Below are 18,558 nucleotides of genomic sequence, written 5' to 3'. Positions count from 1 at the left end.
AAAAACGGGAATTTGAAAAATAGATGAAAGAGGCTGGGACAAAAGTCCTAGCCTCTTAATTGTTCTTGGATTGTCGAGCAAGACGCAGTGGTTAAGTGGACTCTACTACGCTGATTTCATCAGCTTTTACAGCCCTACTCAACTGTGCGGGGGTGGGACGACGAAATCGAATTCTAACGAATTACCAATTTCTGTCCCACTCTCTTTTTTAAACTTTTTATAGCTAAACTATCACTAATTATATATATTTTTAAAGAGGCCTTTAGAAATCGTTTTCAACATGTTATACTGAACCTATAAAAAAGACCGAGCTGTCTCAGTCTTTTTGCTTCTTAGTGATCGCGGTCACAGGAGATAAATTTAATCTTGTAGTAGTCACCGCGTTTATAGGTTTCCGTGTATTCAAGGATTTGGCCAGTAGCCTCTAACTTGGTCGTCTTCACTTGTTTAACAGTTGGGAAATTTTCATCGATCTCCAAAACTTTAGCCACCTTGCTCGGTGTAGGAAAGACGATTTCATTGATTTCTTCGAAGTGCTCATCATTCATATGAATGTGGTAATCCTCTTTGAAGCGATCATAGATAGAACTATAGTATTCCAAATTTGGATAGTTTGGATTGATATATTGTTCAGGAATATAGGTTTGGTGGAAGATATACGTATCATCCCCTGTCTGGCGGGTTCGTTCGATCTTATAGTAGAATTGCGTTGGGTTGAGGCCTAGTTTGTCTAGGATGCTTAAGGTGTTTCCACGTTTAATAGAGAGAACTTTGACTTTGGCCTTTTGGATGGGGAAGGTTTCAACATCTGAAAATTCAACCAGTTTGTGTTTTCGAGCACGAGAAACGAAGGTCCCCTTTCCTTGCTGACGGACAATGTAGCCATCGGCAGCGAGGTCGTTCAAAGCACGGACAACGGTGATAGAGCTAACATCATAAATTTTGATGAGTTCAGCTTCAGTATAAAATTTATCTCCATTTTCAAATTTTCCTGAGATAATTTGCTGTTTCAATTCATCTTTGATGTGTTGGTACTTTGGAATTGCCATAGTGCTACCTCTCTTTAGATTTCTCTTATTTAACCCTATTTTAACATATTTTTTTTAAAAGTGTTGACATTTTTTAAAAAATTTATTATATTAATAAATGAAAAGGGTTACATATAAGAAAGGGGGGCGTTTATGGGGGTTTTTGAGATTCGCGATGATTTCTATTTAAAAGGTCAACCCTTCAAGATTTTGTCCGGTGCGATCCATTATTTCCGAATTGACCCAACAGACTGGTACCATTCCTTGTATAATCTCAAGGCTTTGGGTTTTAACACGGTTGAGACCTATGTCCCATGGAATGCGCATGAACCCCGCAAAGGGGAATTTGACTTTAGTGGTCGATTGGATCTAGAGCGTTTTATCCAAACAGCCCAGTCCCTAGGACTTTACATGATTGTAAGGCCATCGCCCTTTATCTGTGCAGAGTGGGAATTTGGTGGATTGCCAGCCTGGCTCTTAGAAGAAGACCTGCGAATCCGCTCATCAGACCCAGCCTTTATCGAAGCGGTAGATCGTTATTATGATCGCTTGCTTGGATTGTTGACACCCTACCAAGTGGATCGGGGTGGTCCAATCCTTATGATGCAGGTGGAAAATGAGTACGGTTCTTATGGAGAGGATAAGGATTATCTTCGTGCCATTCGGGATTTTATGAAGGAAAAAGGCGTGACCTGCCCCCTCTTTACATCAGATGGGCCATGGCGAGCAACGCTAAGAACAGGAACCTTGATCGAAGAGGACCTCTTTGTGACGGGAAACTTCGGTTCTAAAGCAGCCTATAACTTTGGTCAAATGAAACAATTCTTTAACGAATACGGCAAGAAATGGCCTTTGATGTGTATGGAATTCTGGGATGGCTGGTTTACCCGCTGGAAGGAGCCCGTGATTCAAAGGGACCCAGAGGAGTTGGCAGAAGCTGTCCATGAGGTCTTGGAGCTCGGCTCCATCAATCTCTACATGTTTCATGGTGGAACCAATTTCGGCTTTATGAATGGTTGCTCAGCTCGGGGGACGCTGGATTTGCCACAGGTGACGTCCTATGACTACGGGGCTTTGCTCAATGAGCAGGGCAATCCGACGAAGAAGTATTATGCTATTCAAAAAATGATGGCGACCTATTATCCGGAATACCCACAGCAAGAACCGCTCATCAAAGAATGTTTGCCGGAACAAAGCTTGCAATTGGCAGCCAAGACCAGTCTCTTCGCTAATCTGGATAATTTGGCTCAGCTTAAGGCTAGTCTCTATCCAGAAAAGATGGAAGAGTTGGGGCAAACCACAGGTTATCTCTTGTATGAGACAGACCTTGAATTGGATGCGGAGGAAGAAAAACTGCGCATCATTGATGGTCGGGATCGGGTACAGATTTACCTGGATGATCAACATGTAGCAACGCAATACCAAACAGAGATCGGTGAAGATCTTTTTATCAAAGGAAAAAAGAAAGCGGTTACGAATTTAAAAATCTTGCTTGAAAATATGGGACGTGTCAACTACGGGCACAAGCTCTTAGCGGATAGCCAGCACAAGGGCATTCGCACAGGTGTCTGTGTGGATTTGCATTTCCACCTTCATTGGAAGCAGTACCCGCTGGATTTACAAGATCTCAGCCAGCTCGATTTTTCAAAGGAATGGCAGGCAGGTGCTCCAGCATTTTACCGATATGATTTTCAGCTGGACCACACCCTTGACACCTATCTGGATATGACAGGATTTGGGAAAGGGGTCGTCTTTGTCAACGGCCACAACCTTGGTCGCTTCTGGGAGGTCGGACCCACCACTTCACTTTATGTGCCTCATGGTTTCCTCAAAGAAGGAGCCAATAGCCTGATCGTCTTTGAGACAGAAGGGCGTTACCAAGAGACACTTCAACTTGTTCAACAACCTACATTCAAAGAAGTAAAGGGGGAAAACTTATGACAATTGTAGGATGCCGTATCGATGGACGTTTGATCCACGGGCAGGTAGCCAACCTTTGGACTACCAAACTAAATATTTCACGTATCATGGTGATCGATGATGAAGTCGCTCAAAATGATATCGAAAAAAGCGGCTTGAAACTAGCGACACCACCTGGTGTCAAGCTCAGTATCTTGCCAGTAGCAAAGGCTGCAGAAAATATCTTAGCTGGAAAATATGACAGCCAACGTCTCTTCATCGTAGCTCGCAAACCAGACCGCTTCCTAGGCTTGGTAGAAGCAGGTGTGCCACTTGAAACCTTAAACGTAGGGAACATGTCTCAGTCAGACGAGACTCGCCCCGTTACTCGTTCGATAAACGTAGTGGATGCCGATGTGGAAGCTTTCCACAAGCTAGCTGAAAAAGGAGTTAAGCTAACTGCTCAAATGGTTCCCAATGATCCAGTTGAAGACTTCTTGAAGTTGCTCAAATAGTTTATAAATAAAAAAGAAAAATTTTAGGAGGAAATTGTCATGATACAATGGTGGCAAATTTTACTACTTACTTTGTACTCAGCTTATCAAATCTGTGATGAGTTGACGATTGTTTCATCAGCAGGATCACCAGTCTTTGCTGGTTTCATTACAGGACTTGTCATGGGAGATTTAGGAACAGGTCTTTATATTGGAGCAGCTCTTCAATTGACAGTACTCGGTGTTGGTACTTTTGGTGGAGCTTCTCGTATCGACGCGACTTCTGGTGCCGTTCTTGCAACTGCCTTCTCAGTAGCAGGAGGAATCAAACCAGAAATTGCGATTGCAACGATTGCCGTTCCGGTAGCAGGTCTCTTGACTTATGCAGATATCCTTGGTCGGATGAGTACAACTGCCTTTGCACACCGTATTGATGCGGCGATTGAACGCTTTGACTACAAAGGAATTGAACGCAACTACCTTCTCGGTGCTCTTCCTTGGGCTCTTTCTCGTGCCCTTCCAGTCTTCTTAGCTCTTAGGTTCGGTGGGGCTTATGTTCAATCTATTGTAGACTTTGTTGAACAATATAAATGGATTGCGAATGGTTTGACACTTGCAGGACGTATGCTTCCAGGTCTTGGATTTGCGATCTTGCTTCACTACTTACCTGTGAAACGTCACCTTCACTATCTTGCTCTTGGTTTTGGCTTGACAGCAATGTTGACAGTACTTTATGGAAATGTCCAAAGTGTTGGTAATGCCGTTTCAGCAATGCTTGGAACAGATGCTTTTGCAAAACTTCCAAAAGAACAAATGGTTGCCTTCACAAACAACTTCAAATCTGTATCTATGATCGGGGTTGCCATCATTGGTATCTTCCTTGCAGTGCAACACTTTAAAAACAGCCAACGTACGGTTGTAGCTGCTCCAGCAAGCAATGTAGAAAGCGGGGAAATTGAAGATGACGAATTCTAAGAACTACAAACTCACTAAAGAGGATTTCAAACAAATCAACAAACGTAGCCTCTTCACCTTCCAATTGGGTTGGAACTACGAACGGATGCAGGCTTCTGGTTACCTTTACATGCTTCTTCCACAATTGCGGAAAATGTATGGAGACGGCACACCTGAATTGAAAGAAATGATGAAATTGCATACGCAATTCTTCAATACTTCACCATTCTTCCACACCATTATCACTGGTTTTGACCTTGCTTTGGAAGAAAAAGATGGTGTGAAATCGAAAGATGCGGTTAACGGGATCAAGACAGGTCTCATGGGACCATTTGCTCCTCTTGGAGACTCTATCTTTGGATCTTTGGTTCCAGCCATTATGGGATCTATTGCAGCAACAATCGCGTCACAAGGTCAACCATGGGGTATTTTCCTTTGGATCGCAGTGGCAGTAGCCTATGATATCTTCCGTTGGAAACAGTTGGAGTTTGCTTATAAAGAAGGTACCAACTTAATCAACAACATGCAAAGCACCTTGACAGCTTTGATCGAAGCAGCTTCTGTTCTTGGTATCTTCATGGTCGGTGCCTTGATCGCGTCTATGATCAATGTAGATGTCTCATGGATGCCACACATCGGGGATAAGGCCATCGATATCCAAGACATGCTTAATTTGATCTTCCCACGTTTGGTACCAGCTATCATTACAGGTGTGATCTACTGGTTGCTTGGACGTAAAGGTATGAACTCAACCAAGGCTATCTTGTTGATTATCGTCGCAGCTATTTCCTTCTCTGCCTTTGGACATTTCTTCTTTGGAATGGAATAATGGAGTAAGGTATGGTAACACAGTTAGTATTGGTCAGTCATGGTCGCTTCTGTGAAGAGCTCAAAGCCAGTACAGAAATGATTATGGGACCACAAGACAACATTCATACCGTGGCCCTCTTGCCAGAGGAAGGTCCTGAGGAGTTTACAGCCAAGTTTGAAGCAACAGTTCAAGGTCTAGAAGACTATATTGTATTTGCAGATCTATTGGGAGGGACTCCTTGCAACACTGTGAGCCGCTTGATCCTTGAAGGACGTGCGATTGACTTATACGCAGGGATGAATCTTCCGATGGTTATCGAATTCATCAATAGCAGTCTGACTGGCAATGAAGGGGACTACCCTGAACGTGCAAAAGAAAGTATTGTCAAGGTCAATGACCTCTTGTCAAACCTTGATGATGATGAAGATGAGTAGGTTGGTATGGGAGTCTGGGAGAATCATCTCAGGCTCCTTTCCCATTTATCAATGCTAGATAGTAGAAAGGAACACTATTTTCTATGTTAGACTATACAAAAGAAGACTTGCAGGAGCTAGGAGCAGAGATCACCACACGTGAGATCTACCAACAACCAAGTGTTTGGAAAGAAACGGCTTGCTTGTACCAAGAAAGAAAAGCGGAAATAAAAGCTTTCTTAGATAAGATAGGCCAAGAGCATGCCTATATCAAGGTCATCCTGACAGGGGCAGGGACCTCAGCCTATGTGGGGGACACCTTGGTTCCGTATTTGCAGGAAGTGCACGATGAACGCCATTGGAATTTCCAATCTATTGCGACGACTGATATCGTGGCGCATCCACAAACCTATCTCAAAAAAGAAGTGCCGACGGTCTTGGTTTCCTTTGCACGAAGTGGCAACTCGCCTGAAAGTGTTGCGACAGTTGAGTTAGCTCAACAATTGGTGGAGGATCTTTATCAAATTACCATTACCTGTGCAGCCGAAGGAAAACTGGCCCAGCAAGCCCACGGAGATAAGCGCAATCTCTTGCTCTTACAGCCGAAAGAAACCAACGATGCCGGCTTTGCCATGACTTCTAGCTTTACCTCTATGCTCCTGACAGCCCTCTTGGTCTTTGATCCAAGTGAGGAAAAAACCAAAGAAAAACGGGTTGAAGAATTGATTAATCTGTCAGAGCAGGTCTTGGAGAAAGACCGCGAGGTCAAGGAAGTTGTCGATCTAGATTTCGAACGTGTCATCTATCTAGGAGCGGGACCTTTCTTTGGGCTAGCTCATGAAGCCCAGCTCAAGATTTTAGAATTGACTGCAGGTAAAATCGCGACTATGTACGAGAGTCCTGTCGGCTTCCGTCACGGTCCAAAATCCCTCATCAATGACCAGACTCTGGTCTTGGTCTTTGGATCAATTGACCCTTACACACGCCAGTACGATCTAGATTTGGTTGGAGAAGTAGCCGGAGATCAGATTGCCCGTCAGGTCGTCCTTTTGACCGACCAAGTTGTTGGGATTGAGCATGTACGAGAAGTGTTCGTAGCATCTTCTGCAGACTCACTAGATATCTACCGTGCCTTCCCATACATTATCTATGGTCAATTGATTTCTCTCTTGACATCGCTCAAGGTTCAAAATCGCCCTGACACGCCATCACCAACAGGAACGGTCAACCGTGTTGTACAAGGAGTGGTGATTCACCCTTTTCACTAGAATGAAAGATCTTGGAGGAGACAACTTGTGAAACACTATCAAAAATATTTATTTGGTCAATTGGATGGCCAAGACATAGAAGCTTATCGCCTCGAAAATGACCTGGGCTACCAATTGTCTGTCATGACCTATGGTGCGACGATTTTAGAATATGTGACATCTGATAAAGAAGATCGGTTTGCTAATATTATCCTAGGCTTTGATCGCTTTGAGGACTATGTGGGCAATAGCCCTAAATACGGTGCCAGTATTGGCCCAGTCGCTGGCCGGATTGCAGGTGCAAGTTTTGAGCTCAATGGTCAAAGCTACAATTTGGAAGCTAATAATGGTGCCAACTGCAACCACAGTGGGTCGACTGGTTGGGACAGCGCCTTGTTTAGCGTGGAGTCGGTAACGGACCAAGAAATCACTCTCTATACAGAACGGGCGGATGGGACAGGCGGTTTCCCTGGAAATCTCAAGATCTGGGTGACCTATGGTTTAACGGAAGATGGTGAACTCGAGATTGCTTATCGGGTAGAAACGGATCAAGACACCTTGGTCAACCCTACAAACCACAGCTATTTCAATCTATCAGGCAACTTCACTCAGCCGATTAATGACCATGTCTTTCAGATCAACCATCAAGGGCTTTACCCTATCCATCCCGACGGCGTCCCTCTTCACACTGTGGATAGAGAAAGTCCAATCGTTCAGCATCTCTACCAAGCCATGCTGTTAGAGGATCTTTTTAAGGATTCAGATCCGCAAATTCGCCTGGTAGAAGGCTTGGACCATCCTTTTGCTCTACCAGAAGGGCATGAAAATGCAGGCTTCTTCTACCATCAGCCGTCTGGACGTTTCTTGACCTTCAAGTCAGAGGCTCCCGCCTTGGTGGTTTATTCAGCCAATTTCGTAGATGAAACCGTTCGTCTGCAAGGCCAACCAATGGTTCAGCACAATGGATTGGCGCTAGAATTCCAAACAGTGCCAGATGCTATTCACAGTAACCAAGCTGAGAAGGTCATCCTGAGAGCAGGGCAAGTCTTCACCAGCAAGACCAGCTACCATGCCATCGCTAAAAAATAATGAGGAAAGGGGAGTGGCCAGACAAAGATGTGAAATCTTTGCTTGGGACTCTCCTCTTTTTTAAAAAAATTTTTTAAAAATTTTTACTATAAGGAAACTTTAAGCTTCCCGTCGTATACTAATACCATCATCAAAGACCTCCTAACTTTGAATGATAAAACTCCTAAAACTTTTTCATAATAATCTCCCTATAAGAGCCACCAAAACCGGTGGCTTTTTCTACGTACCTTAGTGAGTCAAGTCCAATCGGGACGCAGACGAACTTAGGTAGGTTGACGCAGTTCGAACGGAGCGAAAACTACGTTCCTTACTATTTTGGTCAAGGCAGTCTAGTAGGGACGCAGAGGATCTTTAAAAACGCATTCTATTTGTGGTACCGAAGACATCATTTTTTGCTATAATAGACTGTATGAGTAGAATTTTAGACAATGAAATCATGGGCGATGAAGAGGCCGTTGAACGGACGCTGCGCCCGCAATATTTACATGAATATATCGGCCAAGATAAGGTCAAGGACCAGCTGAAAATCTTTATTGAGGCGGCTAAGCTTCGGGATGAAGCGCTGGACCATGTCCTTCTTTTTGGCCCTCCAGGACTGGGGAAAACCACCATGGCTTTTGTCATTGCCAATGAACTGGGTGTTAATCTCAAGCAGACTTCCGGTCCTGTCATTGAAAAGGCTGGTGATTTGGTAGCTATCCTCAATGATCTAGAGCCGGGCGATGTCCTCTTTATCGATGAGATCCACCGTTTGCCTATGTCCGTCGAAGAAGTGCTTTACAGTGCCATGGAAGATTTTTACATCGATATCATGATTGGTGCTGGCGAGACCAGCCGGAGTGTTCATCTAGATCTTCCTCCCTTCACTCTGATTGGGGCGACGACTCGAGCTGGTATGCTGTCCAATCCCTTACGTGCTCGCTTTGGGATTACCGGACACATGGAATACTATGAGCAAGATGATCTGACAGAGATTGTCGAGCGGACCGCCGAGATCTTTGAGATGGAGATTACCCACGAGGCTGCCGAAGAGCTTTCTCTTCGTAGTCGGGGGACTCCTCGGATTGCCAACCGTTTGCTCAAACGAGTGCGCGATTTTGCCCAGATTATGGGCGATGGCTTGATTGACGATACCATTACAGACAAGGCCCTCTCTATGCTGGATGTAGACCATGAAGGTCTGGACTATGTCGATCAAAAGATCCTGCGTACCATGATTGAAATGTACGGCGGTGGCCCGGTTGGCCTTGGGACCCTATCGGTCAATATTGCTGAAGAGAGGGAAACTGTTGAGGACATGTATGAGCCTTACCTAATTCAGAAAGGCTTTATCATGCGGACCCGGACAGGGCGCGTGGCAACCCGCAAGGCTTATGAACACCTGGGTTACCCCTACAATGGAGACTAGAAGAAGATGCTGACAGAAGAAGCAATCGTAGAACAAATCCAAGCGGATCCGGAGATGATGAAAGTCTTGGCTATTATTCGGGATCTCAACCTGGCAGACGCTTGGTTAGCAGCAGGTGCGGTGCGCAATTTCATCTGGAACCAGCTTTCTGGCAGACTAGGGTTTGACGCGACAACAGATCTGGATCTGGTTTTTTATGACCCTGCGATCAGCTATGAGGAGACTTTGCAGATCGAGCAGGGATTAAAGAAGACCTATCCCCAGTACGCTTGGGAAGTGAAGAATCAAGTCTACATGCACCAGCATAGTCCAGGGACGGCTCCTTATCGCAGTGCTTGTGACGCGGTTTCTAAATACCCCGAGCAGTGTACGGCCCTTGCGGTTCGCTTGAGGAAAGATGGTCAGCTAGAGCTCTTTCTCCCCTATGGGACAAGGGATATCGAAGACTTCATCGTTGAGCCGACTCCACATTTTTTAGCCAGTTCAGAGCGTTTGGCGGTTTATACGGAACGCATGAAAAAGAAAAATTGGCAGAGGAAATGGCCTCAATTAGAGGTTCGTTTTCCAAAATAGAGAAAAAGATCAGATTTGAAAAAGGAATCTGATTTTTCTTTAAAATGATAGAGCCCCTTTGTCATTTTTCTGTCACATTTTTGTTATAATAGTAATAGTATGCTGGTTTTCCATAGTGGAAAGCGAAGGGCTCATGTAGATTTGGTAGTCTGAACAAGGAGTTAGGTGGTGTCATGAAAAAAATCGTCTTTGTCTGCTTAGGAAATATTTGTCGGAGCCCCATGGCAGAGTTCGTCATGAAGGACTTGACCGATCAGTATGAGATTGAAAGTCGGGCCACCTCTAGTTGGGAACATGGCAATCCCATCCATCGGGGGACCCAGAAAATCTTTCAACAATACCAAGTCCCTTATGATCCAGCTAAGACTTCCTTACAGATCAAGGAAGAGGATTTTTATGCCTTTGATGTGATCCTAGGGATGGACGAAAACAATGTGGCAGATCTAAAACAAATGGCTCCTGCAGGGACAGAGCATAAGATCCATCTTTTTGCTGCTGAAAGTGTGCCGGATCCATGGTATACCGGTGATTTTGAGGAAACCTATCGCAGGGTTCTGGCCGGCTGTGAGGCTTGGTTAGATCGGCTAGCAACTTCTTAAGAGTTTGATATGTGAGAGAATACAGAATATGAAAGAATTTTTGGAGACTTACAAGGTCTATCTAACAAGAAAAAATTTAGAAATAGCAGCATTGGTCGTGATTGTTTTATCCGCTTTGCTAGTCTTCTTTTCAGCTATTCCAGGTCAGGGTACTTTGACTCTGGACAAGGGGGCTATCCGCTACAAGGGAAGTTTAGTTCGTGGCAAGATGAATGGCAAGGGAACGGTCACTTTCAAAAATGGGGATACCTATACGGGCAACCTCGTCAACGGCTCTTTTAGTGGTTATGGCAAGTTCAAGTCTAAGGATGGCTGGACCTATGAAGGACAGTTTGTCAATGGTCAGCCCGAGGGCAAAGGCACCTTAACCACAGAAGCCAACGTCGTATACAAAGGAACATTCAAGCAGGGGATTTATCAGAATGCGCATTAAATGGTTTTCACTCGTCCGTGTCACTGGACTCTTATTGGTATTGCTCTACCATTTCTTCCAGAAAGCCTTCCCAGGAGGCTTTATTGGGGTAGATATTTTCTTCACCTTTTCAGGATTTTTAATTACTGCTCTCTTGATCGATGAATTTGCGCGCAAGCAGGAGATCGACTACCTAGCTTTCTTAAAACGGCGCTTTTATCGAATCGTACCGCCACTTGTTTTCATGGTCTTGGTTGTGATGCCTTTTACCTTTATGGTTCAACGGGACTACGTTGCTGGTATTGGGACTCAGATTGCAGCGGTCTTTGGTTTTGTGACCAATTTCTTTGAGATGGCAACCGGTGGTAGTTACGAAAGTAACTTTATTCCTCACCTCTTCCTTCATACTTGGAGTTTGGCTCTAGAGGTGCATTACTATGTGCTGTGGGCGCTCCTAGCATGGTTCTTGGCTAAGCGGTCTAAGACGGTTGGGAAATACCGAGGCATGCTCTTCTTAGCATCCAGTGGGCTCTTTCTCTTCACCTTCTTGTCCATGTTCATCCGTGCCTTTTTGACAGCCAATTTCTCCACGATTTATTTCTCTAGTTTTACCCATATCTTCCCCTTCTTTGCGGGATCGTGTTTAGCAACGGTGACAGGGATTTCTAATGTCAGTCCAAACTTTACAAAACTCGTACAGTCTTGGAGTACGAAAAAGACGCTAGCGGTCTTGATTGGCAGTTTTGCCTTCTTGTTCCTGCTCAGTCTTTTCTTGCCATTTGATAGCTTATGGACCTATCTATTTGGCTTTTTAGTAGCGACCATTGCGGCTTGCGCCATGATTCTTTCGGCCCGCATTCTCCATGAGAAGACGCCAGATAAAAAAGAACCCGCCATCCTCAATTTCTTGGCAGATACCAGTTATGGTGTCTATCTTTTCCACTGGCCTTTCTTTATTATCTTCTCCCAACAGTTGGGAAATGTGGTAGGAGCTATTGCGACGACAATTGTCTCCTTGATTCTAACAGCTCTTTCTTTCTATATTTTGGAGCCAACCATTGCAGGTAAAGAGCCTCATGTCTTTGGCATGAAGATGGACCTCAGTTTTTTAACCAAGCCAATCTTTTACCTGATGATTCCCTTGACCCTGTTGATGATTGGGATTTCTGCCTTTGCACCAACAGTGGGAGCCTTTGACGAAAGCTTAGTTATCAGTGGCCTCAATCAAGCAGACAATAAAATGCAGGTCACACGGACACAAGTGGAAAATGCTACGGCGACAGATTACAACGTCTCAAATGGGGTGACCATGATTGGTGATTCAGTTAACTTGAGAGCGCAGGATTACCTATTAAAAGCAATTCCAGGCATCCAGATCGATGCGGTGGTGAGCCGTCAGTTGGAAAATGGAATGAAGGTCTTTGAGACTGATATTTCCAATAAGGTCTTATTGAAAAATGTCGTCATTGCCCTAGGAACTAATACTGTTAGCAATTACAAAGAGTTGCTGGATCAGTATGTTGAAAAACTTCCAAAAGGTCGTCGCTTGATTCTTGTGACACCATATGATGGTCGTTATGCCAACGACGAGTCTAGCGAATCGGTCCAAACTCGTCTCTATGAGTTGGAATTAGCCAAGAAGTATGATTTTATTACCATTGCAGATTGGTACCAAGTAGCTGTTGAAAATCCAAACATTTGGGTGGGAACAGACTCTGTTCACTTCAATATGGAAACCAATGGTGGCGAACTCTATGCCCAAACCGTCAAGGAAGCCCTTGATAAAGCGGAAAAAGGTCCAGTTAAGAAATAGAAAGACTTTTTTGAAATTGCAATAAAACAAATGCTAACAAAAGAGAACAAAAGCAACTTTTTACTTGTAAAGAGCTGCTTTTTTTAGTAAGATTAAGAAAACGCTTACAAAAACAGGTTGAAAATTTTACTTTGTGAAGAAAAAATTTTTTTAATATTTTTTTCACAATGTGATCAGAAAAGTCCTGTAATTGCGTTTAATTTGATAAAAAATTCACAAACAACAAAAAATTCTTTGTGAAAGTTGCCTGGAAGTGTTTACAAAAATCTTAAAATAGAGTACAATGATATTGTGAAATAATTAACAAATCGAAATTTCTTACACTATTCTTGAAAGTTTCTGAAAACAAGAAAAAGTTCCGGAAAAGGATAAGGGTTTCAAACATTGGAGGAAAGCATCAAATGGCTGATAAAAAAACTCTCTCACCTGAAGAAAAGAAACTCGCTGCTGAAAAACACGTAGACGAGTTGGTGCAAAAAGCGCTTGTAGCGCTTGAAGAAATGCGCAAATTGGATCAGGAACAAGTAGACTACATCGTTGCAAAAGCATCTGTAGCGGCTCTTGACGCACACGGTGAGCTTGCTCTTCATGCCTATGAAGAAACTGGTCGTGGAGTCTTTGAAGACAAGGCGACTAAGAACTTGTTCGCTTGTGAGCACGTTGTAAACAACATGCGTCACACCAAGACAGTTGGTGTCATTCAAGAAGATGACGTCACTGGTTTGACCCTTATTGCTGAGCCAGTCGGTGTTGTCTGCGGGATCACACCTACAACCAACCCTACTTCAACAGCAATCTTTAAAGCTTTGATTTCCTTGAAGACACGGAACCCAATCGTCTTTGCTTTCCACCCATCTGCTCAAGAATCATCTGCTCATGCGGCACAAATCGTCCGCGATGCAGCAATTGCAGCTGGAGCACCTGAGAATTGTGTGCAATGGATTACGCAACCATCTATGGAAGCAACCAGTGCCCTTATGAACCACGAAGGGATTGCGACTATCCTTGCAACAGGTGGGAATGCCATGGTTAAAGCGGCATACTCATGTGGGAAGCCAGCTCTTGGGGTAGGTGCCGGAAACGTTCCTGCCTATGTTGAAAAATCAGCTAATATCCGCCAAGCTGCACACGATATCGTCATGTCTAAATCATTTGACAATGGTATGGTCTGTGCGTCTGAACAAGCGGTCATCATCGATAAAGAAATCTACGATGAGTTTGTTGAAGAATTCAAATCTTACCACACTTACTTTGTTAACAAAAAAGAAAAAGCCCTTCTTGAAGAGTTCTGCTTCGGCGTAAAAGCCAACAGCAAGAACTGTGCGGGTGCTAAATTGAATGCGGACATCGTTGGGAAACCAGCAGCATGGATCGCAGAACAAGCTGGCTTCTCAGTTCCAGAAGGAACCAATATCCTTGCGGCAGAATGTAAAGAAGTTGGTGAAAAAGAGCCTTTGACTCGTGAAAAATTGTCACCAGTCATCGCTGTCTTAAAATCTGAAAGCCGTGAAGACGGAATTAACAAAGCTCGCCAAATGGTTGAATTCAACGGTCTTGGTCACTCAGCTGCCATCCATACAGCTGACGAAGAATTGACCAAAGAATTTGGTAAAGCAGTTAAAGCCATTCGTGTGATCTGCAACTCTCCTTCGACTTTCGGTGGTATCGGGGATGTTTACAATGCCTTCTTGCCATCATTGACACTTGGATGTGGTTCTTACGGACGCAACTCTGTTGGGGACAACGTTAGTGCCATCAACCTCTTGAATATCAAAAAAGTCGGACGCCGGAGAAATAACATGCAATGGATGAAACTACCTTCAAAAACATACTTTGAACGTGATTCAATTGAATACCTACAAAAATGTCGTGACGTTGAACGTGTCATGATCGTTACAGACCACGCTATGGTAGAGCTTGGTTTCCTTGATCGCATCATCGAACAGCTTGACCTTCGTCGCAACAAGGTGGTTTACCAAATCTTTGCAGACGTAGAACCAGATCCAGATATCACAACCGTTGAACGTGGTACAGAGATCATGCGTGCCTTCAAACCAGATACTATCGTCGCTCTCGGTGGTGGCTCTCCAATGGATGCGGCCAAAGTAATGTGGCTCTTCTACGAACAACCAGAAGTGGACTTCCGTGACTTGGTTCAAAAATTCATGGATATCCGTAAACGTGCCTTCAAGTTCCCATTGCTTGGTAAGAAGACCAAATTCATTGCCATCCCAACAACATCTGGTACAGGATCTGAAGTAACACCATTTGCCGTTATCTCTGATAAAGCAAACAACCGTAAATACCCAATCGCAGACTACTCATTGACGCCAACCGTTGCCATTGTAGATCCTGCCTTGGTATTGACTGTTCCAGGATCTGTTGCAGCGGACACTGGTATGGACGTTTTGACGCACGCAACAGAAGCTTATGTATCTCAAATGGCAAGTGATTACACTGATGGTCTTGCTCTTCAAGCCATCAAACTTGTCTTCGAAAACTTGGAAAGCTCAGTGAAGAACGCGGACTTTCATTCACGCGAAAAGATGCACAATGCGTCAACCATCGCAGGTATGGCCTTCGCCAATGCCTTCCTCGGTATTTCTCACTCAATGGCCCACAAGATTGGTGCGCAATTCCACACCATTCACGGACGCACCAATGCGATCTTGCTTCCATACGTTATCCGTTACAACGGTACACGTCCGGCTAAGACAGCGACATGGCCTAAGTACAATTACTACCGTGCAGATGAGAAATATCAAGACATCGCTCGTATGCTTGGCCTTCCATGCTCTACACCAGAAGAAGCAGTTGAAGCTTACGCAAAAGCTGTTTACGAACTCGGTGAGCACGTAGGAATCCAAATGAACTTTAAAGCACAAGGAATCGATGAAAAAGAATGGAAGAAACATTCTCGCGAATTGGCCTTCCTTGCTTACGAAGATCAATGTTCACCAGCTAACCCACGTCTTCCAATGGTAGACCATATGCAAGAAATCATCGAAGATGCATACTATGGTTACAAAGAACGTCCAGGACGTCGTAAATAAGGTGCTAGAGAACAACTGATGTTTATCAGCTATCCCTCGCTCAAAAGAGCGGGGGATTTTTGATGGCCTTTTCAAGTTTCAATAGAAGAAAGGGAGCAGAGGGCTTGCTCGTCTTTTTTGCTTTTTAGGTCTCAGAATCGCTTTTTCGTGAAAAATTAGATTTTTTTCCGAAATTGTGTTATTTTTATAGCATTTCAAGCTAATTTATGTTACCCTATAGTGTGTGAATCTGCTTGTGCTGAAGGGCTAGGATAGCTTTTCAGTTATAGGCAAAAAAATAAAACGAAAGAAATCAGGAAAGGAGGCCATCTCAAATGGAGTTAGAAGGTGAAGTGCAAGATCAGGCACAGAAAATTATTGAAATGCCCCAAAGAGATCGGGCAACGTCCGCTTCAGAAAATCATCCATCATCTGCTTCGGTGGTCTCCATGTATGGGCAGGAAAGGCCAAGTATTCCGAGTCTCCATCAGCAACTAGCAGGCGCGTCTGGGACCCAGACCATTCAATTGCGGGAGGAATTGGTGCTGGCAGTCGCACAGAGTGCTTTAGCGCAAGCAACTGTGTTTGAGACTGAGCTCAAGGGCAAGCTGGAAGAGGCCAAGGAAGCAGTTTTCTCTAAGGTCACCGAGGTGTCTCAAATAGCCCACGGGATGGCCCAATTTTTAACAGACGCAGAAGTGGAGCAACTATTAGGAGAGTTCTCTATGGATGCTTGTTGGGACCAAGCGGTAGAGGCGGAAAACCTTGCCCAAGCAAAGGCCTACTCGACACGTTTGTCAGATTTGGCAGGCCAGCTAGAGGCTGCATCCGCTCAATTAGTCGACTTGGACAAGGGACAAGCCGTGGCTATTGATTTTTCATAAGTAGGAGAAAAAGATGTTAGAGATCCTGGGAGAGGATAGAGAACGAATTGAGGAGCTCCATCGAGAGATTAAAAAGGAGCAAGAGCGAATTGCAATTCGGAGTTTGATTGCTACGCAAAAAGCCTTGATGATGTTGGAAGGGATGAGTTTGCAGGTAACTTTGAGCGGGCAATCAGAAAAGATGCGCTCTTTTGCTACAACAACCCTAGTTAGTGATTTGAAAGATGGATTTACAGGAGGAGCAGCGGACGCGGCAGAAGCAGCACTGAAATCAGTGAAGAAGCCCATTCTATTGAGTCCGATTAAAGGAGGTATGTGATGTACCATTCAGGAAATAGTGAATTAGAACAACTAGAAGATCGACATCACCGCTTCAACCAGAAGATCAGTGAGCTGGAGTGGGATTATGCGGATATGCGCATGGATGTTCGGCAACATACAGAAAATTTAGTAGACTGGCTGAGTGCTCTGCATTTTCAAGCCCCCAGTGCGGAGGCCCAAAGTGGCTTGGAGCGCTTGTTCGCCTTGCAAGAAGAGTTTGAGGCAGAACTCAAGCGCTATGAAGAGCGCTTAGAGGAAGAGCGAGAACGCGAGCAGCAAGAGTATTACAGACAGCGCCAACGATTAGAACAAGGTGATTAAAACATTCCTCTGGTAGAGATAAGGGGAATGTTTTATTTTGTTCAAAAAACTTTTAAAAATGTTCTCACGAAGTGTTGCAAGCGCTTCCTTTATATGTTATAATATTCACAAAGTAAAACTACAATAAAATGGTTTGATAAAACCAACAAAAAAGGAGTCGCTTATGAAAGCAGCAACCTATGTATCCGCAGGAAATCTACAGTTGATCGATCAACCAAAACCAGTCATCAAGAAACCGACTGATGCGATTGTACGTTTGGTCAAAACGACCATTTGTGGAACAGACCTCCATATTTTGGGAGGAGATGTTCCAGCTTGTAAAGAAGGAACGATTCTTGGTCACGAAGGAATTGGGATAGTCGAAGAAGTCGGTGATGCGGTTACGAACTTTAAGGTGGGGGACAAGGTTATCATCTCTTGTGTGACAACTTGTAACACGTGCTACTACTGTAAACGTGGCTTACCATCTCACTGTGAAGACGGTGGTTGGATTCTCGGTCACTTGATCAATGGTACCCAAGCAGAGTATGTGCATATCCCTCACGCAGACGGTAGTCTCTATCATGCACCTGCCTCTGTTGATGATGAAGCCCTTGTTATGCTCTCAGACATTCTTCCAACTTCCTATGAAATTGGGGTTCTCCCATCTCATGTGAAACCTGGGGACAACGTTTGTATCGTTGGTGCAGGGCCAATCGGTTTAGCAGCTCTCTTAACCGTACAATTCTTCTCACCAGCTACGATTATCATGGTGGACTTGTCTGAATCTCGTCTGGAAGCTTCTAAGAAGTTTGGGGCTACCCATACCATTTGTTCAAGTGATATTGATGAAATCAAGACCTTTATCAATGAAGTGACCGATGGTCGTGGTGTTGACATCTCGATGGAATGTGTGGGCTATCCAGCTACCTTCGATGTCTGCCAAAATATTATCTCTGTCGGCGGTCATATTGCCAACGTCGGAGTGCATGGGAAGCCAGTTAGCTTCAATCTTGATGACCTTTGGATTAAGAACATCACGCTCAACACTGGTTTGGTTAATGCCAATACAACTGAGATGCTTCTTAATGTATTGAAGTCAGGTAAGATTGATGCGACGAAGTTGGTGACTCACCACTTTAAACTTTCAGAGGCGGAGAAGGCATACGAAATCTTCAAACATGCTGGAGAAAACAATGCCTTGAAAGTCATTATCGATAATGACATTAGTCAATGAAGTGTTAGCTAATTTTTGTTCATAGTTTTTTTAGTAGGGCCAGA

18 protein-coding genes are annotated in these 18,558 nt (G+C 44.2%); 17 read left to right on the top strand and 1 reads right to left on the bottom strand.

Annotation, left to right across the window (positions count from 1 at the left end; translation table 11 throughout):
- Nucleotides 1-332: 332 nt before the first annotated feature.
- Nucleotides 333-1,049, bottom strand: a complete 717-nt coding sequence (locus tag QM968_RS09540) for a GntR family transcriptional regulator (protein WP_009731970.1) — start codon at nucleotides 1,047-1,049, stop codon at nucleotides 333-335.
- A 132-nt stretch (nucleotides 1,050-1,181) separates the two neighbouring features.
- Between QM968_RS09540 and QM968_RS09535 the strand changes: the two genes are divergently transcribed.
- The 17 genes from QM968_RS09535 (at nucleotide 1,182) to QM968_RS09455 (ending at nucleotide 18,514) form a co-directional block, all read left to right on the top strand.
- Complete coding sequence (locus QM968_RS09535) at nucleotides 1,182-2,969, top strand: glycoside hydrolase family 35 protein (protein WP_414383688.1); 1,788 nt, start codon at nucleotides 1,182-1,184, stop codon at nucleotides 2,967-2,969.
- Entirely contained in the window at nucleotides 2,966-3,442 is a 477-nt protein-coding gene (locus QM968_RS09530) for a PTS system mannose/fructose/N-acetylgalactosamine-transporter subunit IIB (protein ID WP_006595287.1), read from the top strand. The genes QM968_RS09535 and QM968_RS09530 overlap by 4 nt, the downstream gene beginning before the upstream one ends.
- Before the next feature lie 39 nt (nucleotides 3,443-3,481).
- Nucleotides 3,482-4,396 (top strand): PTS mannose/fructose/sorbose/N-acetylgalactosamine transporter subunit IIC, encoded by a 915-nt coding sequence (locus QM968_RS09525; RefSeq protein ID WP_009731972.1) that lies wholly within the window; start codon nucleotides 3,482-3,484, stop codon nucleotides 4,394-4,396.
- Nucleotides 4,383-5,204 carry a PTS system mannose/fructose/sorbose family transporter subunit IID gene (locus tag QM968_RS09520; protein WP_009731973.1) on the top strand — a complete coding sequence of 274 codons (822 nt, stop codon included), beginning with the start codon at nucleotides 4,383-4,385 and terminating at the stop codon, nucleotides 5,202-5,204. The genes QM968_RS09525 and QM968_RS09520 overlap by 14 nt, the downstream gene beginning before the upstream one ends.
- 11 nt (nucleotides 5,205-5,215) lie before the next feature.
- On the top strand, nucleotides 5,216-5,620 hold the full coding sequence (locus QM968_RS09515; RefSeq protein WP_414326808.1) for a PTS sugar transporter subunit IIA: 405 nt from the start codon (nucleotides 5,216-5,218) through the stop codon (nucleotides 5,618-5,620).
- Between the two features lie 83 nt (nucleotides 5,621-5,703).
- Nucleotides 5,704-6,867 carry an SIS domain-containing protein gene (locus tag QM968_RS09510; protein WP_414383686.1) on the top strand — a complete coding sequence of 388 codons (1,164 nt, stop codon included), beginning with the start codon at nucleotides 5,704-5,706 and terminating at the stop codon, nucleotides 6,865-6,867.
- A gap of 27 nt (nucleotides 6,868-6,894) precedes the next feature.
- The gene (locus QM968_RS09505; protein WP_414383684.1) at nucleotides 6,895-7,935 is read left to right on the top strand and encodes an aldose epimerase family protein; all 1,041 of its coding nucleotides are present in this window, start codon (nucleotides 6,895-6,897) and stop codon (nucleotides 7,933-7,935) included.
- Nucleotides 7,936-8,344: 409 nt separating this feature from the next.
- Nucleotides 8,345-9,343 carry a Holliday junction branch migration DNA helicase RuvB gene (gene ruvB / locus QM968_RS09500; RefSeq protein ID WP_045760104.1) on the top strand — a complete coding sequence of 333 codons (999 nt, stop codon included), beginning with the start codon at nucleotides 8,345-8,347 and terminating at the stop codon, nucleotides 9,341-9,343.
- A gap of 6 nt (nucleotides 9,344-9,349) precedes the next feature.
- The gene (locus tag QM968_RS09495) at nucleotides 9,350-9,916 is read left to right on the top strand and encodes a nucleotidyltransferase family protein (RefSeq protein ID WP_414383682.1); all 567 of its coding nucleotides are present in this window, start codon (nucleotides 9,350-9,352) and stop codon (nucleotides 9,914-9,916) included.
- A gap of 173 nt (nucleotides 9,917-10,089) precedes the next feature.
- Nucleotides 10,090-10,515 (top strand): low molecular weight protein-tyrosine-phosphatase, encoded by a 426-nt coding sequence (locus tag QM968_RS09490; RefSeq protein WP_414326800.1) that lies wholly within the window; start codon nucleotides 10,090-10,092, stop codon nucleotides 10,513-10,515.
- A 28-nt stretch (nucleotides 10,516-10,543) separates the two neighbouring features.
- Nucleotides 10,544-10,948, top strand: a complete 405-nt coding sequence (locus QM968_RS09485; RefSeq protein ID WP_414326798.1) for a hypothetical protein — start codon at nucleotides 10,544-10,546, stop codon at nucleotides 10,946-10,948.
- Entirely contained in the window at nucleotides 10,938-12,740 is a 1,803-nt protein-coding gene (locus QM968_RS09480; protein ID WP_414383680.1) for an acyltransferase family protein, read from the top strand. The genes QM968_RS09485 and QM968_RS09480 overlap by 11 nt, the downstream gene beginning before the upstream one ends.
- Nucleotides 12,741-13,141: 401 nt before the next feature.
- Entirely contained in the window at nucleotides 13,142-15,793 is a 2,652-nt protein-coding gene (gene adhE, locus QM968_RS09475) for a bifunctional acetaldehyde-CoA/alcohol dehydrogenase (RefSeq protein ID WP_414383678.1), read from the top strand.
- 314 nt (nucleotides 15,794-16,107) lie between these two features.
- Nucleotides 16,108-16,656, top strand: a complete 549-nt coding sequence (locus tag QM968_RS09470; protein WP_154859231.1) for a hypothetical protein — start codon at nucleotides 16,108-16,110, stop codon at nucleotides 16,654-16,656.
- Nucleotides 16,657-16,669: 13 nt separating this feature from the next.
- Nucleotides 16,670-16,975, top strand: a complete 306-nt coding sequence (locus QM968_RS09465) for a hypothetical protein (protein ID WP_009731984.1) — start codon at nucleotides 16,670-16,672, stop codon at nucleotides 16,973-16,975.
- A complete protein-coding gene (locus tag QM968_RS09460; RefSeq protein WP_414383676.1) occupies nucleotides 16,975-17,298 on the top strand; it encodes a hypothetical protein in 324 nt (107 codons plus the stop codon). The genes QM968_RS09465 and QM968_RS09460 overlap by 1 nt, the downstream gene beginning before the upstream one ends.
- 163 nt (nucleotides 17,299-17,461) lie before the next feature.
- Entirely contained in the window at nucleotides 17,462-18,514 is a 1,053-nt protein-coding gene (locus QM968_RS09455; protein WP_414326791.1) for a zinc-dependent alcohol dehydrogenase family protein, read from the top strand.
- Nucleotides 18,515-18,558 lie beyond the last annotated feature (44 nt).

This window comes from Streptococcus sp. OMI870 (genome assembly GCF_047460295.1).
Classification (GTDB): Bacteria; Bacillota; Bacilli; order Lactobacillales; family Streptococcaceae; genus Streptococcus.
The sequence above is the reverse complement of the archived record's forward strand: the minus strand, read 5'-3'. Positions and strand labels throughout refer to the sequence as shown.